The sequence below is a fragment of the Burkholderia sp. IMCC1007 genome (genome assembly GCF_027257875.1).
Taxonomy (GTDB): domain Bacteria; phylum Pseudomonadota; class Gammaproteobacteria; order Burkholderiales; family Burkholderiaceae; genus Burkholderia.
The window spans coordinates 1-22,166 of the sequence record NZ_JAPVQY010000052.1 but is presented as its reverse complement, the minus strand read 5'-3'; the positions used below and the strand labels follow the sequence as shown (position 1 = coordinate 22,166).

General features: G+C 67.6%; 17 protein-coding genes. 7 read left to right on the top strand and 10 right to left on the bottom strand.

The genetic code is table 11. The features are described from left to right. A complete protein-coding gene (gene maiA / locus O1Q03_RS31175) occupies positions 1-645 on the bottom strand; it encodes a maleylacetoacetate isomerase (RefSeq protein WP_269508161.1) in 645 nt (214 codons plus the stop codon). 200 nt (positions 646-845) lie between these two features. Between maiA and ybiB the strand changes: the two genes are divergently transcribed. Both ybiB and leuA read left to right on the top strand, forming a co-directional pair. Further along, on the top strand, positions 846-1,820 hold the full coding sequence (gene ybiB, locus O1Q03_RS31170) for a DNA-binding protein YbiB (protein WP_269508159.1): 975 nt from the start codon (positions 846-848) through the stop codon (positions 1,818-1,820). A gap of 401 nt (positions 1,821-2,221) precedes the next feature. After that, positions 2,222-3,868 carry a 2-isopropylmalate synthase gene (gene leuA / locus O1Q03_RS31165; protein ID WP_269508156.1) on the top strand — a complete coding sequence of 549 codons (1,647 nt, stop codon included), beginning with the start codon at positions 2,222-2,224 and terminating at the stop codon, positions 3,866-3,868. A gap of 143 nt (positions 3,869-4,011) precedes the next feature. Here leuA and O1Q03_RS31160 read toward each other — a convergent pair whose 3' ends face one another. Together O1Q03_RS31160 and O1Q03_RS31155 are read right to left on the bottom strand one after the other, a co-directional pair. After that, complete coding sequence (locus O1Q03_RS31160) at positions 4,012-4,395, bottom strand: nuclear transport factor 2 family protein (RefSeq protein ID WP_057926513.1); 384 nt, start codon at positions 4,393-4,395, stop codon at positions 4,012-4,014. Positions 4,396-4,441: 46 nt separating this feature from the next. Then, complete coding sequence (locus O1Q03_RS31155; RefSeq protein WP_269508154.1) at positions 4,442-5,011, bottom strand: acyloxyacyl hydrolase; 570 nt, start codon at positions 5,009-5,011, stop codon at positions 4,442-4,444. Positions 5,012-5,373: 362 nt separating this feature from the next. On the opposite strand from O1Q03_RS31155, the gene rpoH reads away from it, so the two are divergent. The 5 genes from rpoH (at position 5,374) to cydX (ending at position 9,834) form a co-directional block, all read left to right on the top strand. Continuing rightward, complete coding sequence (gene rpoH, locus O1Q03_RS31150) at positions 5,374-6,309, top strand: RNA polymerase sigma factor RpoH (RefSeq protein WP_269508151.1); 936 nt, start codon at positions 5,374-5,376, stop codon at positions 6,307-6,309. Positions 6,310-6,635: 326 nt separating this feature from the next. After that, the gene (gene cydP / locus O1Q03_RS31145; protein ID WP_098550538.1) at positions 6,636-6,914 is read left to right on the top strand and encodes a cytochrome oxidase putative small subunit CydP; all 279 of its coding nucleotides are present in this window, start codon (positions 6,636-6,638) and stop codon (positions 6,912-6,914) included. Then, positions 6,904-8,484, top strand: coding sequence for a cytochrome ubiquinol oxidase subunit I (locus O1Q03_RS31140; protein WP_269508148.1), 1,581 nt, complete (start codon positions 6,904-6,906; stop codon positions 8,482-8,484). The genes cydP and O1Q03_RS31140 overlap by 11 nt, the downstream gene beginning before the upstream one ends. A 31-nt stretch (positions 8,485-8,515) precedes the next feature. Beyond that, a complete protein-coding gene (gene cydB / locus O1Q03_RS31135) occupies positions 8,516-9,652 on the top strand; it encodes a cytochrome d ubiquinol oxidase subunit II (RefSeq protein WP_269508145.1) in 1,137 nt (378 codons plus the stop codon). A gap of 59 nt (positions 9,653-9,711) precedes the next feature. Further along, on the top strand, positions 9,712-9,834 hold the full coding sequence (gene cydX, locus O1Q03_RS31130) for a cytochrome bd-I oxidase subunit CydX (RefSeq protein ID WP_442865891.1): 123 nt from the start codon (positions 9,712-9,714) through the stop codon (positions 9,832-9,834). A 257-nt stretch (positions 9,835-10,091) separates the two neighbouring features. Here cydX and nagE read toward each other — a convergent pair whose 3' ends face one another. From nagE to O1Q03_RS31095, 7 genes are all read right to left on the bottom strand, one after another. After that, positions 10,092-11,873, bottom strand: coding sequence for an N-acetylglucosamine-specific PTS transporter subunit IIBC (gene nagE / locus O1Q03_RS31125; protein WP_269508142.1), 1,782 nt, complete (start codon positions 11,871-11,873; stop codon positions 10,092-10,094). An 87-nt stretch (positions 11,874-11,960) separates the two neighbouring features. Then, positions 11,961-14,543 carry a phosphoenolpyruvate--protein phosphotransferase gene (gene ptsP / locus O1Q03_RS31120; protein ID WP_269508139.1) on the bottom strand — a complete coding sequence of 861 codons (2,583 nt, stop codon included), beginning with the start codon at positions 14,541-14,543 and terminating at the stop codon, positions 11,961-11,963. Between the two features lie 15 nt (positions 14,544-14,558). Then, complete coding sequence (locus O1Q03_RS31115) at positions 14,559-15,605, bottom strand: SIS domain-containing protein (RefSeq protein ID WP_269508234.1); 1,047 nt, start codon at positions 15,603-15,605, stop codon at positions 14,559-14,561. Next, a complete protein-coding gene (nagA, locus tag O1Q03_RS31110; protein ID WP_269508137.1) occupies positions 15,598-16,701 on the bottom strand; it encodes an N-acetylglucosamine-6-phosphate deacetylase in 1,104 nt (367 codons plus the stop codon). The genes O1Q03_RS31115 and nagA overlap by 8 nt, the downstream gene beginning before the upstream one ends. Positions 16,702-16,821: 120 nt before the next feature. After that, complete coding sequence (locus O1Q03_RS31105) at positions 16,822-17,556, bottom strand: GntR family transcriptional regulator (protein ID WP_269508134.1); 735 nt, start codon at positions 17,554-17,556, stop codon at positions 16,822-16,824. Positions 17,557-17,876: 320 nt separating this feature from the next. Continuing rightward, the gene (locus O1Q03_RS31100) at positions 17,877-21,095 is read right to left on the bottom strand and encodes an error-prone DNA polymerase (protein WP_269508131.1); all 3,219 of its coding nucleotides are present in this window, start codon (positions 21,093-21,095) and stop codon (positions 17,877-17,879) included. Positions 21,096-21,101: 6 nt separating this feature from the next. Further along, a partial coding sequence (locus tag O1Q03_RS31095) for a Y-family DNA polymerase (RefSeq protein WP_269508127.1) occupies positions 21,102-22,166 on the bottom strand: 1,065 nt, incomplete at its 5' end.

Below are 22,166 nucleotides of genomic sequence, written 5' to 3'. Positions count from 1 at the left end.
TCATTCGGCGTCGGGCTGCACGCCGGGCTCGGCGGCCTTGAACGCGTCGAGCGTCGATGCGTAGTCGGCGATCCGCTGGATCGTCGGGAAGCGCGACGTGTCGATCGAGAACCGGTTCGCGTTGAACACCTGCGGCACGATGCAGATATCGGCGAGCGTCGGTGTGTCGCCGAAGCACAGCTTGCCGGTGCGCGAATCGTTCGCGAGACGCGTCTCGAGCGATGCGAAACCGGCCTCGATCCAGTGCCGGTACCACGCGTTCTTCGCTTCCTCCGGCACCTTCAGCGTGTGCTTCAGGTACTTCAGCACGCGCAGGTTGTTCAGCGGATGGATCTCGCATGCGACCTGCAGCGCGATCGCCCGCACATACGCGCGATCGAGCGGCTGCTTCGGCAGCAGCGCGGGTTCGGGATGCGTTTCCTCGAGATATTCGATGATCGCGAGCGATTGCTGCAGCGTCGCGTCGCCGTCGACGAGCGACGGCACGACGGCATCCGGATTCACCGCGCGGTAGGCGTCCTTCAGTTGCTCGCCGCCGTCGCGCAGCATGTGCACCGGGACGGTTTCGAACGGCAGCTGCTTCAGGTTCAGGGCGATCCGCACGCGGTACGACGCGGAACTGCGGAAATAGCTGTAGAGCTTCATGGGCTGTCTCTGTTGGTCGTATTCGGCCCGCACCGGTATGCGCGGCACGCGCGCGACACCGCCGGGTATCAGAGTTTAGCGCGCCGCGCCCGGCCGGCGCGCGCGGCCGTACGCTTGGGCGAGCCGCGCCCGTGCGATACTCGGGGCATTCCTTACCGCTCACCGCGCGGCCCGATGCCGGCCGCCCGCCCCACGCTCCAATGACCGCTCCTCAAGACTCCGCAGCCTCGCCGTTCCCTTGTGCCCGCTTCATCAAGGAAATCGGCCGCGGCCCGCACGGCGCGCGCGCGCTGTCCGCAGAAGACACGTTCGAGCTCTATCGCGCGATGCTCGATGCGCGCGTGTCGGACGTCGAGCTCGGCGCGATCCTGATCGCGTATCGCCTGAAGGGCGAAACCGCCGACGAGCTCGCCGCGATGCTCGCCGCCGCACAGGCGTCGTTCGAGCCCATTCGCGTGCGGGATGCGGCGTTCCGCCCGGTGTCGATCCCCAGTTACAACGGCGCGCGCAAGCAGCCGAACCTGGTGCCGCTCCTCGCACTGCTGCTCGCACGCGAAGGCGTGCCGGTGCTCGTGCACGGCGTCGAGCGCGATCCGGGCCGCGTGACGAGCGCGGAGATCTTCTCCGCGCTGTCGATCACGCCGGCGACGTCGCACGACGCGATCGAGGACACGCTCGCCGAGCGCCGCGTCGCGTTCGCGCCGATCGACGCGCTGGCGCCACGCGTCGCGCGCCTCTTGGCGATGCGCGGCGTACTCGGCGTGCGCAACTCCACGCATACGCTCGTCAAGATCCTGCAGCCGTTCGCGCCGGCGGGCCTGCGGCTCGTCAACTACACGCATTCGCCGTACCGCGACAGCCTCGCGCAACTGTTCCGCGGCCATCCCGAAGCCGCGCTCGGCGGCGCGCTGCTCGCGCGCGGCACCGAAGGCGAGGCGGTTGCCGACACACGGCGCCAGGTGCAGGTCGACTGGCTGCACGACGGCGTGTGCGACACGCTGATCGAGCCCGAGCGTTCGTCGACCGACGCGGCGCCCGTCGCGCTACCGGAATCGCGCGACGCGGCGACGACGGCCGCATGGACCGATGCGGTGCTGCGTGGCGAAATCCCGGTGCCCGACACGCTCGCGCGGCAGGTCGAAACGATCGTGCGGATTGCCCGGACCGCGCCCTGAGCGTCGCGCCCGCCGCCTTCGCGGGCCCTGCCTTGCGCCGATATTTCCGCCGACCATTTGACACGCGTGCGCATCCTGGCATAGAGTTGCCGACATGCGTTCCTTTCCGAACACCCTCCGAATTACCTCCGGCCGCCTAGCGCGGCCGCTATCGCTACGACTAGCCTAAGGCTTTCGTAGCGCCGTGTGCTGTTCGCACGGTCCCTCCCGGCAGTTCCTCGCAGCACCCTTCTCGCAGTTTTTACAACCCGAAGTCGTCAGCATTCGTCCGTCTATCCGTCGGTCGATTCGCGAAGATCATCCGTATCCGCAGCGCTATCCGGCGCCACGGTGCGAGGCAGCGCCAACCGGCGCCCATGCCGCCCGTCTTCGCTCGCGACTTGAGACCCGAGGTCCAGAAGATGAAGCGCAACCCGCAAGACAAGTACCGTCCGTTCGAGCCCGTCCGCATCCATGGCCGCCGCTGGCCGACCCGCACCATCGAGCGTGCGCCGGTCTGGATGAGCACCGACCTGCGCGACGGCAACCAGTCGCTGATCGAGCCGATGAGCATCGAGCAGAAGCTGGAATTCTTCGACATGCTGGTCGCAATCGGTTTCAAGGAGATCGAAGTCGGTTTTCCGTCGGCGTCGCAAACCGACTTCGATTTCGTCCGCAAGCTGATCGACGAGAAGCGCATTCCCGACGACGTGACGATCGAAGTGCTCGTGCAGTCGCGCGAAGACCTGATCGCGCGTACGTTCGACGCGCTCGAAGGCGTACCGCGTGCGATCGTGCACCTTTACAACGCGATCTGCCCGTCGTTCCGCCGCATCGTGTTCGGGATGTCGAAGGCGGACGTGAAGGCGCTCGCGGTCGAGGGCACGCGGATCATCAAGGAACACGCGGCCGCCCGTCCGGACACGCGCTGGACCTACCAGTACTCGCCGGAAACCTTCAGCATGACCGAGCTGACGTTCGCGCGCGAAGTGTGCGATGCGGTCGCGCAGATGTGGCGCCCGACCCGCGATCACAAGATGATCGTGAACCTGCCGGCGACCGTCGAGGCCGCGAGCCCGAACGTGTTCGCCGACCAGATCGAATGGATGGACCGCAACCTCGCGTATCGCGACAGCATCGTGTTGTCGGTGCATCCGCACAACGATCGCGGCACCGCGGTCGCGGCCGCCGAACTCGCGCTGCTCGCGGGCGCCGACCGCATCGAAGGCTGCCTGTTCGGCAACGGCGAGCGCACCGGCAACGTGGACCTCGTCACGCTCGCGCTGAACCTCTATACGCAGGGCATCGACCCGGGGCTCGACTTCTCCGACATCGACGCGGTGCGCCGCGTGGTCGAGCGCTGCAACCAGATTCCCGTGCATCCGCGCCATCCGTACGCGGGCGACCTCGTATTCACCGCATTCTCGGGCTCGCATCAGGACGCGATCCGCAAGGGCTTCGCGCAGCAGCGCGCGGACGCGGTGTGGGAAGTTCCGTATCTGCCGATCGACCCGGCCGACCTCGGCCGCAGCTACGACGCGGTGATTCGCGTGAACAGCCAGTCCGGCAAGGGCGGCGCCACGTTCCTGCTCGAACGCGGGATGGGCTTCACGCCCACGCGCCGCGTGCAGATCGAGTTCAGCGCCGCGGTGCAGACGCTCGCCGACGCATCCGGCGAGGAAGTGACGGGCGACGCGATCTGCGCGCTGTTCGCACGCGAATTCCTCGAAACGGATGGCCCGGCCGCGCGCCACGGCAACGGCGCACGCTGGCAGCACCGGGAGATCGCGAGCACGCCGCCGGCCGACGCGACGCCCGACGACGCCGTGCAATGCGCGGCCGCGGCGTTCGCGGCGGCGGCCGGCGTGACGATCGATGTCGCATCGTGCGAACACGTACGCACGACGGACGGCCGGATCGCGGTATCGGTCGGCTGCCGGGTCGGCGATGCGCCGCTGCGGCATGGCGTCGGGCTGCACGCCGATGCGGCGAGCGCCGCGCTCGACGCGGTCGCGAGCGCGATCAACCGCTCGGCGTGGCATTGCGCCGACCGCCGCGCGGCAGCGTGACTGCCGGGTTCCGATTCAAGGTTTGAACGTCAGCGAGCGGTGTGTGAACGCCCGTGCGCCGCGCGATCCGCGCCGCACGGGCCAGCAAAAAGCGGCCCAGAAGGCCGCGTCGGTCGGGACATGAAAACGGGCGCTACCTGCGCTCACGTCTCGGTCGCACACCGCGTCGCCTGCCACGCCAGCAGGCGCCAGTGGCCCTGCTCGTGGGTGTGGACGGCGGTGTACGCGATCGGGAACACGAGCCCGCCGTTGTTCGTTTCCATCTCGATCAACGCGCGCCCCGTGACGACGCAGGTTGCGTCGCCGACGGGCAGCAGATCCTGCGACTGGATTTCGATCTGGCGATAGCGGCGGCGGCCGGCAACGATGGCGTCGATGAACTGCTGCTTGGTTTCGCGTTTGCCGTTGGTGTGCACGAAGAACACCTTGTCCGACAATTGCGCATCGAGCGCTTCGCCGTCCCCGTCCACCATCGCCCGGAACCGATCGCGCTCGAGCGCGCGAATCGCATCGACCACCTTCGCCATCGCCTGACTCCTCGGCAACGCGCCCGCCGCGCGGGCGTAGTACGGATCAGAAGTTGTACTGCACGTAGAACTGGTGGAAATTTATACCAGGATTCGGCTCTTTGATACCCGCGTTAGACACATGTTCGAAACGGTAGCCAACCTGATACTGTTGCCGTTGTCCGAACTGCACGCCCACCCCGCCCGTCGGTGCGAACTGGAACGCGGTCGACAGCGAGAAATTGTCCGAGATCGTCGGATGCGTCAGCAGCCGCAGGCCGCCGCCGGCCTCGATGTACGGGCGGATTTCGCCCGAGCTCTTGATGAACCGGAACATCGGCGTCACGCCGAATTCGCCGATGCTGCTGTGGACGTTGCCGCCCGTATGCCAGTAGCTCGCGTGCCCTTCGACCACGAACGCGAAGTGCCAGCCGCCGATTTCCCACCAGTTCCAGCCGGGATCCCAGACCACGCCGAGATCGCCCTTGTCGATCCCGCGACGGTCGGAAAACCCGCCGCCCGCCTGGATCCCCCACCGGTCCGCGAATGCTGCTGTCGATCCGCCGAGCAATGACGCGACGACCAACGCATGCAGCGCAAACCGGCTGCGGGGCCGGCGATTCTTTTTATTGTTCATCTGACACTCCACCTTTTATGGGTTGAATGGAGCCTGCCGCAGCGGCCGGGCCCGAGCGAACTGAATGGTATGGTAAAGGACTTTTCGGATCGGCATCACGTAGCGAAAAGGTTTGCTTCCAAAACCACAAAAATCGAAATCCTCTGCTGATTCCCATCAGAAACAACGGCTTACGGAACTTCGCCGCTTCGACCCGGTCGCATTCTAGACTATCGATTCGACTAATCCGATAGAAAAAAGGGGAACTCCGATGCCCCCGTGCGCTCTAAGGAATTAGCACTCGGATTACGGGAGTGCTAAGATTGCCCTCGGAGTCTCATCCGAGACCAGGGGTTTGTCCCTGATTCCAAAGGAGTTTTTTAGTGAGCCACGCATTGACCCTTCCGAATACCCTGAGCCCGACGCCGGCCAAGGCCGAATCGGCAGGCTCGCTGGCGCTCGCAACTCAATCGATGTTGTCGGGCCAGCTTGGCAACATCGACGCGTATATCCAGGCCGTCAACCGCATCCCGCTGTTGAGCGCCGAAGAAGAACGCCAGTACGCGACCGAATTCCGCGACAACAACAACCTCGAGTCGGCGCGCCGCCTCGTGCTGTCGCACCTGCGGCTCGTCGTGTCGATCGCCCGCAACTATCTCGGCTACGGGCTGCCGCACGGCGATCTGATCCAGGAAGGCAACATCGGCCTGATGAAGGCCGTGAAGCGGTTCGACCCGGCGCAAAACGTGCGCCTGGTGTCGTACGCAATCCACTGGATCAAGGCCGAGATCCACGAGTACATCCTGCGCAACTGGCGGATGGTGAAGGTCGCGACGACGAAGGCGCAGCGCAAGCTGTTCTTCAACCTGCGCAGCCACAAGAAGAGCATGCAGGCGATGACGCCCGAGGAAATCGACGGCCTCGCGCAGGAGCTCAACGTCAAGCGCGAGGAAGTCACCGAGATGGAAACGCGCCTGTCGGGCGGCGACATCGCGCTCGAAGGGCAAGTCGAGGATGGCGAGGAATCGTACGCGCCGATCGCCTATCTGGCCGATTCGCACAACGAGCCGACCGCCGTGCTGGCCGCGCGTCAGCGCGACATGCTGCAGACGGACGGCATCTCGCAGGCACTCGACGCGCTCGACGCGCGCAGCCGCCGGATCATCGAGGCACGCTGGCTGAACGTCGACGACGACGGCTCGGGCGGCTCGACGCTGCACGATCTCGCCGCCGAATTCGGCGTGTCCGCGGAACGCATCCGCCAGATCGAAGCGAGCGCAATGAAAAAGATGCGCACCGCGCTCGCCGAATACGCGTAAAGCCCGGCGATTTAGAGCGCTTCACCCAAAACCGCTGCCTCTCGGCAGCGGTTTTTTTGTCTGCACGCCGCCGGCACTTCACTTATTAATCGACCTTATTGATCGGGTATTGGGCGGGTGCTGGCCCCTTCCGCACAACCTTGATCTACCTCAAGTTTTTACCCGCGATTCGCGACGGTCTGCCGCAGCGCTGCACTCGGCATCGGAAAGCCGGCATTTTAAAATCGGCATGTCGGCATAAAAGGATTAATAACTGTTTCATTGCCGTCATGAATCCGACGTAAAGTCGCCCCAAAACCCACGTAAATCGATTCAGGATTATCGCCTTGATCTCGATCAATAAAGAGCCTGCGCCGCCTCCCCCGCCGGCCGCCGGTGCGATCGGCTGGCGCGCCCGCATCGCCGCGTGGGCGCGCGGGCCCACGCTCGTGCGCGACATCACGCTGGTGCTGATCGTCAAGCTGATCCTCCTGATGTCGCTCAAATACGCATTCTTCAATCATCCGCAGGCCGAGCACATGTCGCTGCCGCCTGCCGTCGTCGCCGAAAGACTGCTTTCGGTGCCGGCGCCCGCCTCTACCGAGGGAGACCATCATGATAAGTAGCGAAGTCGTCGACCTGTCGCGTCTGCAGTTCGGCATCACGGCGCTCTACCACTTCCTGTTCGTGCCGCTGACGCTCGGCCTGTCCTGGCTGCTCGTCATCATGGAAGCCGTCTACGTGATGACCGGCAAGCAGGTCTACAAGGACATGACGCAGTTCTGGGGCAAGCTGTTCGGCATCAACTTCGCGATGGGCGTGACGACCGGCATCACGCTCGAATTCCAGTTCGGCACGAACTGGTCGTACTACTCGCACTACGTCGGCGACATCTTCGGCGTGCCGCTCGCGGTCGAAGGCCTGATGGCGTTCTTCCTCGAATCGACGTTCGTCGGCCTGTTCTTCTTCGGCTGGAACCGGCTGTCGAAGGTCAAGCACCTGATCGTCACGTTCCTCGTCGCGCTGGGCTCGAACCTGTCCGCGCTGTGGATCCTCGTCGCGAACGGCTGGATGAACAACCCGGTCGGCGCCGAGTTCAACTACCAGACGATGCGCATGGAAATGACGAGCCTGTTCGACGTGCTGTTCAACCCGGTCGCGCAGGTGAAGTTCGTGCACACGGTGTCGGCCGGCTACGTGTCGGCGGCGATGTTCGTGCTCGGCGTGTCGTCGTGGTACCTGCTGAAGAAGCGCGACGTCGATTTCGCGCTGCGCTCGTTCGCGGTCGCGGCCGGCTTCGGCCTCGCGGCGACGCTGTGCGTGATCGTGCTCGGCGACGAATCGGGCTACACGACCGGCGAAGTGCAGAAGATGAAGCTCGCCGCGATCGAATCCGAATGGGAAACCCAGCCGGCGCCCGCGTCGTTCACGCTGATCGGCATCCCGAACCAGGAGGAACAGCGCACCGACTACGCGATCAAGATCCCGTACGCGCTCGGCCTGATCGCGACGCGCTCGATCGACGAACCGGTGATCGGCCTGCGCGATCTCGCGAAGCACAGCGAGGAACACATCCAGAGCGGGATGATCGCGTACGGCGCGCTGCAGAAGCTCAAGCAGGGCGACACGAGCGACGCGACCCGCGCGCTGTTCGACCAGCACAAGCAGTATCTCGGCTACGGGCTGATGCTCAAGCAGTTCACGCCGAACGTGACCGACGCGACGCCCGAGCAGATCAAGGCCGCCGCGAAGAAGACGATCCCGCCCGTCGCGCCGGTGTTCTTCTCGTTCCGGATCATGGTGGCCCTCGGCTTCCTGTTCGTCGCGACGTTCGTTGCCGCGTTCTGGTTCTGCGCGCGCCGCGAACTGCTGCAGGACAACCGCCGCTGGTTCCTGCGCTACGCAGTGTGGGCGATCCCGCTGCCGTGGATCGCGATCGAATTCGGCTGGATCGTCGCCGAGCTGGGCCGCCAGCCGTGGACGATCGCCGGCGTGCTGCCGACGCACCTGTCCGCGTCGAGCCTGCAGCCGAGCGACCTGTACCTGAGCCTCGCCGGCTTCATCCTGTTCTACACCGCGCTGTTCGTCATCGAGATCAAGCTGATGTTCAAGTACGCGCGCCTTGGCCCGTCGTCGCTGCATACCGGCCGCTATCACCACGAACTCGCCGCCGCCGGCGAGCGGGCCGCGGTTTGAGCACGCCCTCGCAACCGAACAAGGAATCGCTATGGACTATGCAACTCTCAAGCTGATCTGGTGGGTGCTCGTCGGCGTGCTGCTGATCGGCTTCGCCGTCACCGACGGCTTCGACATGGGCGCGACCGCGCTGCTGCCGTTCCTCGGCAAGACCGACGACGAGCGCCGCATCATCGTCAACACCGTCGGCGCGACCTGGGAAGGCAACCAGGTGTGGCTGATCACGGCCGGCGGCGCGATGTTCGCGGCCTGGCCGCTCGTCTACGCGGCGTCGTTCTCCGGCTTCTACTTCGCGATGCTGCTGGTGCTGTTCGCGCTGTTCTTCCGGCCGGTGGGCTTCGACTACCGCAGCAAGCGGCCGGACCCGCGCTGGCGCGCGGGCTGGGACTGGGGCCTGTTCGTCGGCGGCTTCGTGCCGGCGCTGGTGTTCGGCGTCGCGTTCGGCAACCTGCTGCAGGGCGTGCCGTTCCAGTTCGACAGCGACCTGCGCGTGACCTACTACGGCGGCTTCTGGGCGCTCTTGAACCCGTTCGCGCTGCTCTGCGGGCTGGTCAGCCTCACGATGCTCGTCGCGCACGGCGCCGCGTTCATCAAGATGAAGACCGACGGCGTGATCGCGCGCCGTGCGTCGATCGCGCTGCGTGTCGCGTCGTTCCTCGCGGTCGTGCTGTTCGTGCTGGCCGGCGTGCTGGTGGCCACGTCCATAGGCGGCTTCCACATTACTCACGCCGCGCCGAACGACACCGTCGCGAACCCGCTGCTCAAGGACGTCGCCGCCGGCTCGGGGCTGTGGCTCGCGAACTACGGCGACTATCCGTGGATGATCGCGGCGCCGGTGGTCGGCATCGCCGGCGGCCTGCTCGCGCTGCTGCTTGCCGGCTCGAAGCAGGAAAAGACGGCGTTCTTCTGCACCGGCCTGATGATCACCGGCGTGATCCTGACCGCGGGCTTCTCGATGTTCCCGTTCATCATGCCGTCGTCGCTCGACCCGCGCAGCAGCCTGACCGTGTGGGATTCGACGTCGAGCCACATGACGCTGCAGGTGATGCTGTTCGCGGTGATCGTGTTCCTGCCGATCGTCCTGCTCTACACGAGCTGGGTCTACCGCGTGATGCGCGGCAAGGTCACGCGCCAGACGCTCGAAGAGAACACGCACTCGATGTATTGATGCATTGAACCGGTGGGGGCGCACGCGCCCTCGTCCATCGTTTCGCAAGGAGTCGGATCATGTGGTATTTCAGCTGGATTCTCGGTATCGGCGTCGCGCTGTCGTTCGGCATCGTCAACGCGATGTGGCTCGAAGCGCGGCAGAAGTCGCCGGAAGCGCCGGCGCGCGCACGGCGCGACTGATACTTGACGCACGCGCGGCGGGCGATTGGTCGCCCCGCCGCGCGCCGTCCGCCGCCCGTCGTCCGGAACCAACCTCGCTACCTGCGAGTTTTTTGTCGGAGCAGTCCGGGGCAGGCGATTGCCGTGTCCGCACGGTATCGCCCCCGACCGGATCGCCGCCCCGAAAATGAAAACGGCTTGCGACGCATCGCAAGCCGTTTTCGCTTTACCGACCGGCGGCCCGGAACCGCTACGCGGATCGGGCCGGCCTCATCGCATCAGGCCGGTTGCGCGGCCGCGCCGCCGCCCGTCGACGGCAGACGCGCGCCGAGCTGTTCGGCGTAGCGCGCGGCCGCGTTGCCGCACACGATGTGGAACGTATCCGCCGACACCCATGCGACGTCGAGCGCGCCGAGGCGATCGCGATCGACCGCCGACACATCGCGCACGACGACACGCAGGCGCGTGGTCGCGATCGCGTCGAGCGACGCGACGTTGGTCGCACCGCCGAACACGGCGAGCCAGCGCACCGGATCGGGATCGAGCGGGCCGGCCGCCGCGCCCGCGACCGGCTGCGCCGTAGCGGCCGTGGCAGCCGTGGCGCCCGTGGCGATCGCCGCTGCGCCGGTCGCGCCGCTGCCGATGGCCGAGCGCATTTCGTCGGCAATGATGTCGGCTTCGGGCCCGATGATCACCTGCACGCTGTTGCCGCCGCGCTTGAGCACACCGCGCGCCCCGATCGACTTCAGCTGCGGCTCCGACACCTTCTCCGGATCGACGACGGTCAATCGCAGACGCGTCGTGCATGCGTCGACGACCGTCAGGTTGCCCGCGCCGCCGAGCGCGGCGATGTAGCGCTGCGCGCGCGGCGCTGCCTCGGCAGCGCCGGCCGCCGGCGCGACGAAACCGCCGGTCGCATGCGACTCGGTCGCCGCATCGGCCGAAGCCGGCTCGCGGCCCGGCGTCGCCATGTTGAACTTGCGGATGAAGAAGCGGAACAGCCCGTAGTACGCGACGCCATACGCGATGCCGAGCGGAATCGCGATCCAGCCCTTCGTCGACAGCCCGTAGTTCAGCACGTAGTCGATCGCGCCGGCCGAAAACGTGAAGCCGAGCTTCACGCCGAGGATCTGGCAGATCGCGAGCGACAGCCCGGTGAGCACCGCGTGGATCACGTACAGCACCGGCGCGAGGAACATGAAGCTGAATTCGATCGGCTCGGTCACGCCGGTCAGGAACGACGTGAGCGCCATCGAGAACAGCAGGCCGCCGACCATCGCGCGGCGCTCCTTCGGCGCTTCGTGCAGCATCGCGAGACACGCGGCCGGCAGGCCGAACATCATGATCGGGAAGAAGCCGGCCATGAAGGTGCCCGCGGTCGGGTCGCCAGCGAAGAAGCGGTGCAAATCGCCGTGCACGATCTCGCCGCCGGCGGGCGGCGTGAAGTTGCCGAACACGAACCACGCGAGCGAGTTGATGATGTGGTGCAGGCCCGTGACGAGCAGCAGCCGGTTCAGGAAGCCGAACACGAACGCACCGATCGCGCCCGCCGTCGTCAGCCACTGGCCGGCCGCATCGATCGCATGCTGGACCGGCTGCCATACGTATCCGAATACGATGCCCAGTATCACGCACACCAAACCCGTGATGATCGGCACGAAGCGCTTGCCGCCGAAGAACGCGAGGTAGTCGGGCAGCTTGATGTCCTTGTAGCGGTTGTACAGCAAGCCGGCGACCACGCCCGCGATGATCCCGGACAGCACGCCCATGTTCAGCTTGGGATCGATGTCCTTCATGATCGCGGTTTCGATCAGGTAGCCGATCGCGCCAGCAAGTGCCGCCACGCCGTTGTTGTCCTTCGCGAAACCGACCGCCACGCCGATCGCGAACAGCAGCGGCAGGTTGTCGAAGATCGCGCCGCCGGCATCGGCGATCATCTTGATGTTGAACACGTCCGGCTGCCCGAGTCGCAGCAGGATGCCGGCAACCGGCAACACCGCGATCGGCAGCATCAGGGCCCGACCCAGGCCCTGTATCTTCAGAAACGGATTCCCGTCCATTCAGTCCTCCAATCCATGTCTCTTCATTAATCGTCGTTGAGGTGATTGCTTTCGTAGTGAAACGGGTCGCGCGCCCGCCGTCGACGTTCAGTCGAGCGGCCAGACCTCGCGGCTTGCTGCCCTTACCGCCTGTGCCGAGTCGAGCGCGAGCAGATCCTGCGCGCGCTGACGGCACAACTGGTAATCGAGACGGCGCACGCGCGCCTTGATGCCCGGCACCGATACCGGGTCGACCGACAGCTCGGTCACGCCGAGGCCGACGAGGATCGGCACCGCGAGCGGATCGCCGCCCAGCGCACCGCACACGCCGACCCACTTGCCGTGCTTCGCCGCACCGCGCACCGCGATGTCGATCAGGCGCAGCACGGCCGGATGCAGGCCGTCGGACTGCGCGGCGAGATCGGCCTGGCAGCGGTCCATCGCGAGCGTGTACTGCGTGAGGTCGTTGGTGCCGATCGACAGGAAATCCGCATGCTGAGCGAGCTGGTCGGCGAGCAGCGCCGCCGACGGCACCTCGATCATCACGCCGACCTCGATCGGCTCGGTGCGCCCCTGCGCCCGCGCGAATTCGTCGATGCGTTTCCTGATCCGCACGAGCTCGCCCGCGTCCGTCACCATCGGCAGCAGGATGCGCACCGCGCCGAACGGCTTCACGGCGAGCAGGCCCTGCAACTGATCGTCGAGCAGGTCCGGGCGCACCTGCGCGAGGCGGATGCCGCGCAGGCCGAGCGCCGGGTTCGGTTCGGGCGGCAGCGTCAGGTAGTCGACTTCCTTGTCGGCGCCGACGTCGAGCGTGCGGATGATCGCGGTGCGGCCCTGCAGCGCGTCGACGATCGACTGGTAGCTCTGCTGGTGTTCGACGACGGTGGGCGCCGCCTGGCGATGGATGAACATCAGCTCGGTGCGCAGCAGGCCGACCGCGTCCGCGCCGTTGTCGATCGCGGTGTTCGCGTCATCGAGCGTCGCGATGTTCGCGGCGACCTCGATCGCGCGGCCGTCGATGGTCGCGGCGGCCGCGCCGGCCATCTGCCGGTTCGCTTCGCGCACGCCGTCCAGACGCTGACGCTCGTGACGGGCGCGCTCGACGTCGAGCGCGGTCGGCGCGTGTTCGAGCCGGCCCGCGCTCGCGTCGACGACGACCTGCGTGCCGTCGGGAATCGCGTACAGCGCATCGCCGACCGCGACGAGCGCCGGGATGCCGAGCTGACGCGCGATGATCGCCGCATGCGACGTCGCGCCGCCGCGCGCCATCACGAGCGCGGTCACGCGCTGGCGATCGAGCGACGACAGGTCGGACGGCGTGAACTCCTCGGCGGCGAGCACGGCCTCGTCGGGCAGCGCGCGCGTCGCGCCGCCGGTGTGGCCGAGCGCGCGCAGCACGCGCTTCTCGATGTCGCGCAGGTCGGCCGCGCGCTCGGCGAGCAGCGCGTCGTCGAGCTTCGACAGCGTATCGATCTGCTCGCGGATGGTCGCGCGCCATGCGAAGCCCGCGCTCTTGCCGAGGCTGATCTGGTCGCGCGCCGCGTCGACCAGCGTCGGGTCTTCGAGCAGCACGCGATGCACCGCGAAAATCCCCGCTTCGCCGACGGCGCCGCGCGCCGATGCGTTGCGCACCGTTTCGTCGAGGTCGGCGTCGACGGCCTTCAGCGCCTGATCGAGGCGGCGGCTTTCCGACGCGGGCGTGCCGGCTGCCTGTTCGAGCGGCACGATGTCGGCGTCGTCGAGACGCACCAGCGAGCCGACCGCGATGCCGGGCGCCGCGCACACGCCCGCGAGCGTGTTCGGGTCGAGCGGCGCGCCGGTGTTGCGCGCGACGGCCTGCGGTGCGGGCGAGCGCAGCCGGGCGGGCTTCTCCTCGACCTCGCCGTGCGCTTCGCGCAGCAGTTCGTTCGCGATCGCATCGATCGCCTCCTGCGCGTGCGCGCCGCGACCGACGAGCTCGACGGTCGCGCGTTCGCCGGCGCCGAGACCGAGCAGGCCGACCACGCTTTCGATCGATGCCTTGCGTCCGTCGAAATGCACTTCGACGTGCGCGTCGAGCCCGCGCGCGGCTTCGCGCGCGCGCGCGGCCGGCCGCGCATGCAGGCCGCCCGGCTGCGTCAGCACGATCTCGCGGCGCACTTCGTTCATCGCTGCCGCGCCGACCTGCGCCGCCTGCGCGGCGGCTTCGCCCTTGCCGCGCAGCGCGAGCAGCGGCGTCTCGCCGGCCGTCGCGAAACCGCTCGCGCGCTCGACGATGTCGAACGCGTCGGAGTTCGCGATCGCGACCACCGACACCAGCGAATGCGCGCTGCGCGCGACCGTGTCCTGGTCGAACTCGATCAGCAGGTCGCCCGCTTCGACACGCGCGCCGGCTTCGACGTGCGCGGTGAAGCCCTGCCCGTTCAGCTCGACCGTGTCGATGCCGATGTGCAGCAGCACTTCCGCGCCTTGCGGCGTCGTGATCGTCACGGCGTGGCCGGTGCGCGCGAGATGCGACACGATGCCCGCGCACGGCGCGACGAGCTTGCCTGCGAGCGGATCGATGCCGATGCCGTCGCCGAACATCCCGCCGGAGAACACCGGATCGGGCACGTCGGCCAGCGCAACGATCGGCCCCGTCAAGGGACTAAGCAGAACGATCTGATCAGGGGTGGAACTCTTCAACTGGGACTCCTCTGCGCGTCTCATCGGCTGTCTCGGCTATCAGTGCGTTTCGGTGACTTTGTTCAGATGGCGCGGCGTGTCGGGATTGCGGCCGCGCGCGACGGCGAGATCCGCCGCCATTACGTAGAACGAAAGAATGGCGGCGATCGGGTCGAGCGCCGAATGAGCGGACTGCGCGAGCGGCAGCACGGTGCCCGATACGCCGGGCGTCGATACGCCGGGCGTCGATACGCCGGGCGTGCCGGCGGGCGCCGCGAGCAGCACGGCGGCGCCGCGTGCGCGCATGTCCTGCGCGAGCTGCAGCAGCCCGGCCTGCTCGGGCCCCGGCGGCGCGAACACGAGCAGCGGATAGTCGCGGTCGATCAGCTCCATCGGGCCGTGACGGACTTCGGCGCTCGAGAACGCCTCGGCCTGGATGCCGGAGGTTTCCTTCAGCTTCAGCGCGGCTTCCTGCGCGATCGCGAGGCCCAGGCCGCGGCCGATCACGATCATCCGTTCGACGCCCGCGAGCGCCGCGACGGCCTGCGACCAGTCGAGCCGGCCGGCTTGCGCGAGTACGTCCGGCAGGCCGCGCAATGCGGTGATCAGCGCGGCGTCGCGCTGCCAGTACGCGACGATCTGCGCGGAGGCCGACAGCATCGCGATATAGCTCTTCGTCGCGGCGACCGACAGTTCGGGGCCGGCGAGCAGCGGCAACTGGTGTTCGCACGCGTCGGCGAGCGGCGACGGCAGCACGTTGACGGCGGCGACGGTGCGCGCGCCGGCTTCGCGCAGCGCGGCCATCGTGTTGACGAGATCGGGGCTCTTGCCCGACTGGGAGAATGCGAGCGCGAGCTGGTCCTGCACCAACAGCCGCGCCTGCTGCAGCGTCGCGACCGACATCGGCAGCGATGCGACGGGCACGCCGAGGCGGCTCATCGTCAGGCTCGCGAAATAGCTGGCCGCGTGATCCGAGCTGCCGCGCGCGACCGTCAGCGCGACGGCCGGCGGGCGATCGAGCAATTGGCCGGCGAGCGCTTCGACGCGCGCGGTGTCGGCGAGTTGCGCGGCGACGACCTGGGCGGACTCGCGCGCTTCCTTAAGCATATTCGACAATCGATTCTCCTTCGACGTAGGTCGCGGTGAGGTTCAGGTCGCGGTCGAACACCGCGAGGTCGGCCCATGCGCCGCGCTCGAGGCGGCCGCGATCGGCAATGCCGAGGTAGTCGGCCGCATAGCGCGACATCCGGTTCGACACGTCGGCGATCGGCAGGCCGAGCGAGACCAGGTTGCGCAGCGCCTGATCCATCGTCAGCGTGCTGCCGGCGAGCGTGCCGTCGGCGAGCCGCACGCCGCCGAGGCACTTCGTCACGTGCTGGCTGCCGAGCCGGTATTCGCCGTCGGGCATCCCGGTGGCGGACGTGCTGTCGGTCACGACGTACAGGCGCGGGATCGCGCGCAGCGCCGCGCGGATCGCGCCCGGGTGCACGTGCAGCAGATCGGGGATGATTTCCGCGTATTCGGCGTGCGCGAGCGCCGCGCCGACGAGGCCCGGGTTGCGGTGATGCAGCGGCGACATCGCATTGAACAGGTGCGTGAAGCCGCACGCGCCGTGCTTGAGCGCGGCGACCGCGTCGTCGTAGGTCGCGAGCGAGTGGCCGAGCTGCACGCGCACGCCGCGCGCGGCCATCTCGCCGATGATCTCGATGTGGCCCGCGATTTCCGGCGCGAGCGTGACGACGCGGATCGGCGCGATCGACAGGTACTTCAGCACTTCGTCGAGCACGGCCGACACGGCCGCGTCCGGCTGCGCGCCGAGCTTGCCGGGGTTGATGTACGGCCCTTCGAGATGCACGCCGAGCACGCGCGCGCCGCCCTGCGTACGCGTGCGGGCGACGGTGCCGAGGTTCGCGACGACCTCCATCAGTTCGTCGCGCGGCGCGGTCATCGTCGTCGCGAGCAGGCTCGTCGTGCCGAATTGCGCATGCGTGCGGGCGATCGTCTCGATCGCGTCGCCGCCTTCCATCACGTCGGCGCCGCCGCCGCCATGCACGTGCAGGTCGATGAAGCCGGGCAGGATGTACGGCGCGTCGTTCGTCGCGGGATCGACGGGCGTGCCGTCGAGCGTGGTGATGCGGCCGTTCTCGCTATCGAGCGAGCCGTGAATCCAGCCGTCGGAGGTAAGGATGTTGCCAGTCAGCATGACGTTCTCTTGATGATCTGGTGACGCGGGCGTCCGCGTCGTGATTGGCCAATCCGTTGCGATTCATTGCGCGCGATTGCGTTCCATCGCGATCGCGTGGTGCGCGGGCAGTCTCGCGCGTCAGCGTTTCAGTTCGGCGACGAAGTCGTAGTAGTCGTCGCGGCAATACGTTTCGGTCACTTCGATCGCGCGCTGGTCGGCGCCGTAGCCGATGCGCGTGATCACCAGCAGGGCCGAGCCCGGCTTCACTGCCATCCACTTCGCGATCTCGTGCGTCGCGTTGGCCGCGCGAAAGTGCTGCAGCGCGCGCACGACGGTCATGCCGCGCGCCTCCAGGTATTCGTACAGCGACGCGCCGAGCGCCTGCGGGTCCGGCACCACCGCGGCCGGCAGCGTCGAATGCTCGACGGCCATCACGATGCCGTCCGCGCGGCGCAACCGTTCGAGCCGCGCGACCGTCGCGCCGGGCGCGAGGCCGAGACGCGTGATCTCGTCGCGATGCGCGGCGCGCAGCGTGCGCGACAGCCACACCGAATCGGGCACGAAGCCGCGCTGCTGCATCTTCGCGGTGAAGCCGACGAGACGCGACAGCGGATCGGCAACGCGCGGCGTGATGAAGCTGCCCGCACCGCGCGCCCGTTTGATCAGCCCCTGCTCGACCAGCAGCGCGAGCGCCCGACGGGCCGTAATCCGCGACACGCCGACCGACACCGACAGCAGCCGCTCCGACGGCAGCGCCTCGCCGGCTCGCCACGCGCCGGCGTGAATCGCGCTCGTCAGATTGCGGGCGAGCTGCAGATAGAGCGGCGTGTCGTCGACGGGATCGGGCGCCAGTTCGGACCAGCCGGTTTCCATATGCCTCCGGGTGTCGGACGACGATCTCGGACCGTCGAAGGTGAACGCATTATATAACCACCATAATACCAGTCAACGAACTGGTATTAGCGGCGCGGAAATCGCCGCGAGCCTTGTCCGGCAAGCGGTTTAGTAGCGGAAAGGCCTTTGTTTACAATGCAGTGCAGGATAGGGATTTACCCGAAGTGGTATGCGAAAGCACGATTCAGGCGCCGGATTCGACAGCTTGACGGTGCTGAAAACGATACCGAAATAGAACCAGTTAGCCAACTGGTATGCATGGAGCGTGGCGACCGCGCGTGCCGGCGGGGCATGCCGGCCTAGTGGAATTCCCGGCTCGACGTGCGCAGCCCGCCGAGCAGCGGCGTCAGATCCTCGAAATGCTGCGCGACGAGGTGCCGCACGTCGCTGACGACCTGCCACACGCCGGACGCCGCGAGCAGCCGCGAATCAAGCGTTTCGCGACGCTGCCGCGCGAGCAGTTCGGGCCGGACGATCACGTTCACGCAGCCCGTTTCGTCTTCGAGCGTCATGAACATCACGCCCTTCGCGGTGCCCGGCATCTGTCGCGCGATCACGAGCCCGCATGCGCGTGCGAGCCGGCCGTCGGGGCGGTCGCGCAGCTCGGCCGCGGACGACAGCCGCTGCTTATGCAACACCGGCCGCAGCAACGCGACCGGGTGGCGGTTCAGCGTAAGGCCGGTGGTGTGATAGTCGGCGAGGATGTCGTCGGCTTCCGACGGCGCGCCGAGCGCCGGCTGCTCCGCTTCGTCGATCGGCGCGGCGGCGAGCAGGTCGCGCTCGGGTGCTGCGGCGACGGCCTGCCACAGCGCATCGCGGCGATGGCCGGCGAGCGTCGCGAGCGCGTTCGCGGCGGCGAGCGCTTCGAGATCGCGCCGTTCGAGCTGCGCGCGGCGTGCGAGCGCATCGACGTTCTCGAACGGGCCGACCGCGCGCGCGGCCTCGATGCGCCGCGCGGCAGCTTCGCCGAGGCCGCGCACGAGCGACAGGCCGAGCCGCACCGCCGGCTGGCCGTGCGGCGGCGGCTGGCCCGGCAGCGCTTCGAGCGACGCTTCCCAACCGCTTTGCGTGACGTCGATCGGCAGCACCTTCACGCGGTGACGCTTCGCGTCCTGCACGAGTTGCGACGGCGGATAGAAACCCATCGGCTGACTGTTCAGCAGCGCGGCGACGAAGATCGCCGGTTCGTGGCATTTGAGCCAGCTGCTCGCATACGCGAGTTTCGCGAAGCTGGCCGCGTGGCTTTCGGGGAAACCGTATTCGCCGAAGCCCTTGATCTGCTCGAAGATCTGCTCGGCGAATTCGCGCGTGTAGTTGCGTTTGAGCATCCCGTCGACGATCTTGTCGTAATACTTCTCGAGGTTGCCCTTGCGTTTCCACGCGGCCATCGCCCGCCGCAACTCGTCGGCCTCGCCGGGCGTGAAGCCCGCCGCGACGATCGCGATCTGCATCACCTGTTCCTGGAAGATCGGCACGCCGAGCGTGCGTTCGAGCACGGCCTTGAGCGCGTCGCTCGGGTACGTGACCTCGCCCTCCTCTTCGCCGGCCACGATCCTGCGCCGTTTCAGATACGGATGCACCGCGCCGCCCTGGATCGGGCCGGGCCGCACGATCGACACCTGGACGACGAGGTCGTAATAGTTGCGCGGCCGCAGCCGCGGCAGCATCGACATCTGCGCACGCGATTCGATCTGGAACACACCGACCGTATCGGCGCGGCAGATCATGTCGTAGGTTGCTTCGTCATCCTGCGGAATGTGCTTCAGCGTGAACGGCTCGCCGTCCGGCTCCGGCGGCCCGCGCCATGCGGTGCGCAGGTCGAACGCGCGATGCAGCGCCGACAGCATGCCGAGCGCGAGCACGTCGACCTTCATCAGCCCGAGCGCCTCGAGATCGTCCTTGTCCCACTGGATCACGCGCCGCCCGTCCATCGCCGCGTTCTCGACCGGCACGAGCCGCGTGAGCTTGCCGCGGCTGATCACGAAGCCGCCCGAATGCTGCGACAGATGGCGCGGAAAATTGAGCAGCCGTGCGGCGAGTTCGGCCCACGTGCGGATCAGCGGCGTCTGCGGATCGAGCCCGGTCGACGAGAATTGCTGCAGCAGGTCGCGACTGCCGTCGAACCAGCGATGGCCTTTCGCGACGCGATCGACCAGCATCGGATCGACGCCGAGCGCCTTGCCGGTTTCGCGCAGCACGCCGCGCGGCCGATACGTCGACACGGCCGCCGCGATCGCCGCGCGATCCTTGCCGTATTTCCGGTAGATATGCTGAATGACTTCTTCGCGGCGCTGATGCTCGAAGTCGACGTCGATGTCGGGCGGCTCGCCGCGCTCCTCGCTGATGAAGCGCTCGAACAGCAGCGTGCTCTGCTCGGGATTCACCTCGGTGATGCCGAGGCAATAGCAGACGACCGAGTTCGCGGCCGAGCCGCGGCCCTGGCACAGGATGTTCTGACTGCGCGCGTATTTGACGATGTCGTAGACGGTCAGGAAGAACGGCTCGTAGCGCAACCGGGCGATCAGGTCGAGTTCATGCCGGATCTGCTTTTCCACCTTTTCCGGAATGCCGCGCGGATAACGCCCGTTCGCCCCTGCGAAGGTTTCCTGTTCCAGATAGCGCGTCGGTGTGAGCCCTTTCGGCACGATCTCGTCGGGATACTCGTAGCGCAGCTCGCCGAGGTCGACGTCGCATGCATCGAGAATCGCGCAGGTTTCAGCGATCTCTTCCGATGAAAACAGCTTCGCGATCCGTCCACGCGAACGCAGATGCTGCTCCGCATTCGGCGCAAGCGCGTATCCGCATTCAGAAACCGGCATGCCGACGCGAATCGCCGTCATCACGTCCTGCAGCGGCTTGCACGAGCGCACATGCATCGTCACGTCGCCCAGCGCGACGATCGGCACGCCGCGCCGCTCGCCGGCCGCGCGAATCTCGTCGCGCTGCGCGCCATCGAGCGCGCGCTGCAACTGCACGAGCCCGAGCCGTGCGCGCTCGCCGAAGGTCGCGCGAAACCATGCGACCTGCGCATCGAGCACGTCCGAGCGCACCGGATACGCGGGCACGAGGATCGCGAAGCAGTCGGGCATCCCGCGCAGGTGCGCGAACTCGGAAGGCGGCGCCGACAGCATCCGCGACGTCAGCTTGTAAGTACCCTTCGGCGATGCCATCCGCCGCCACGAAATCAGCTCGGACAGGTTGCCGTAGCCCTCGCGGTTCTGCGCAAGCAATACGAGCCCGAACGCACCAGGGCCCGGATCGTGGCCGGGCGCGACGTCATCCGGCGTGACGTCGAAATACGAACCGATGACGAGCGGCAGCCCTTTCGCCTTCGCGGCGACATGCATGCGCGGCGCGCCGGCCAGCGAGCATTCGTCGGTGATCGCGATCCCGCGATAGCCGAGTTCGGCCGCGCGCTCGACCAGCTCCTCCGCATGCGACGCACCATGCAGGAACGAAAAGTTCGAACGGCAGAACAACTCCGCGTAATCGGGCAGCAAACTGAATTCCGCAACCATCTTCGCTCACCCGAACAGGCCGTGCAGGAACCAGTGCGGCTCGGACTCGCTTCCGGCTCGCTCCCTGAACACCCAATAGCACGCACCGGCTTCGTCCTGCGCGACGTGGTAATCGCGCGCAGCGAGCTGCCCGTCGAACCACCCGGCTTCGATCCGCTCGGCCGACGACATCATCCGGAGCGGCGTATGAAATACCGGCCGCTCGCCGCGCATCAGAAGCGGCAGCGGTTCGGCCAGCAGCCACGCGGGACGCGGCGGCGCGGCAGGCAGGCCGGCGGCCGGCTTGCCCGCTTGCGCATCGAGCGACAGCCAGCGGTTCGCGACCTCGGGGCGGTAATCGGCGACGGGCGCCGCGCGCAGCACGTTGTCCGCGCCGAGCCGCGCGACCAGCAGTTCGAACAACCGCTCGCGGGTTTCACGCGTGCCGCCCGGCTCCGGAAAGAGATCGTCGGCCGGCGGCGCGACCGATTCGACGCGCGTGGCCGTCAGCCGCACCGCGATCACCGCGGCCGGCAGCTCGACGCGCGCGAGCCGCTCGCCGAGCAGCCGCATGAAATGCGCGTCGTCGCGCACGGGTGCGGCGAACGCGAGTTCGAGCTGCGTCGGCGGCACGGCCTGGCGGCCGCGCTCGTGCTCGAGATCGAACGTCATCGCGGCCAGCGACAACTGCCGCGCGGCCAGCCATCCGCACAACTGCACGACGAGCCGCCGTGCGGCGAACAGCACGGCTTCCGCGTATTCGACGCGCTCCGGCAATTCGAGCCGCACGTCGAACACGGGCGGCACCGCCATCCACGCAAGCGGCTCGACCGCCTCGCCGTACGCACGATCGAGCGCGGCGAGCAGCGCCGGACCGCAGCGGCGCTGCAGGCCCGCGCGCGGCAGGCCGCGCAGATCGGCGAGCGTGCGGCAGCCGAGGCCGTCGAACCAGCCCGCATACGGGCGCGCGTCGGGCAACAGCACGCACGGCAAACGATCGAGCGCACGCACGAGCGAGGCCGGCGCGGCCACGCGACGCCGGATGCGGGCACGCGCCGACGTGCGCGCGAGCAGCCACGCGCCGCGCCCGGT

Coding starts and splice junctions, on each gene's coding strand:
- maiA (WP_269508161.1), bottom strand. CDS start 645: ATGAAGCTCTACAGCTATTTCCGCAGTTCCGCGTCGTACCGCGTGCGG.
- O1Q03_RS31115 (WP_269508234.1), bottom strand. CDS start 15,605: ATGCTTAAGGAAGCGCGCGAGTCCGCCCAGGTCGTCGCCGCGCAACTC.
- cydX (WP_442865891.1), top strand. CDS start 9,712: ATGTGGTATTTCAGCTGGATTCTCGGTATCGGCGTCGCGCTGTCGTTC.
- ptsP (WP_269508139.1), bottom strand. CDS start 14,543: ATGAGACGCGCAGAGGAGTCCCAGTTGAAGAGTTCCACCCCTGATCAG.
- nagA (WP_269508137.1), bottom strand. CDS start 16,701: ATGCTGACTGGCAACATCCTTACCTCCGACGGCTGGATTCACGGCTCG.
- O1Q03_RS31100 (WP_269508131.1), bottom strand. CDS start 21,095: ATGGTTGCGGAATTCAGTTTGCTGCCCGATTACGCGGAGTTGTTCTGC.
- nagE (WP_269508142.1), bottom strand. CDS start 11,873: ATGGACGGGAATCCGTTTCTGAAGATACAGGGCCTGGGTCGGGCCCTG.
- O1Q03_RS31105 (WP_269508134.1), bottom strand. CDS start 17,556: ATGGAAACCGGCTGGTCCGAACTGGCGCCCGATCCCGTCGACGACACG.
- O1Q03_RS31160 (WP_057926513.1), bottom strand. CDS start 4,395: ATGGCGAAGGTGGTCGATGCGATTCGCGCGCTCGAGCGCGATCGGTTC.
- leuA (WP_269508156.1), top strand. CDS start 2,222: ATGAAGCGCAACCCGCAAGACAAGTACCGTCCGTTCGAGCCCGTCCGC.
- O1Q03_RS31155 (WP_269508154.1), bottom strand. CDS start 5,011: ATGAACAATAAAAAGAATCGCCGGCCCCGCAGCCGGTTTGCGCTGCAT.
- cydB (WP_269508145.1), top strand. CDS start 8,516: ATGGACTATGCAACTCTCAAGCTGATCTGGTGGGTGCTCGTCGGCGTG.
- ybiB (WP_269508159.1), top strand. CDS start 846: ATGACCGCTCCTCAAGACTCCGCAGCCTCGCCGTTCCCTTGTGCCCGC.
- O1Q03_RS31140 (WP_269508148.1), top strand. CDS start 6,904: ATGATAAGTAGCGAAGTCGTCGACCTGTCGCGTCTGCAGTTCGGCATC.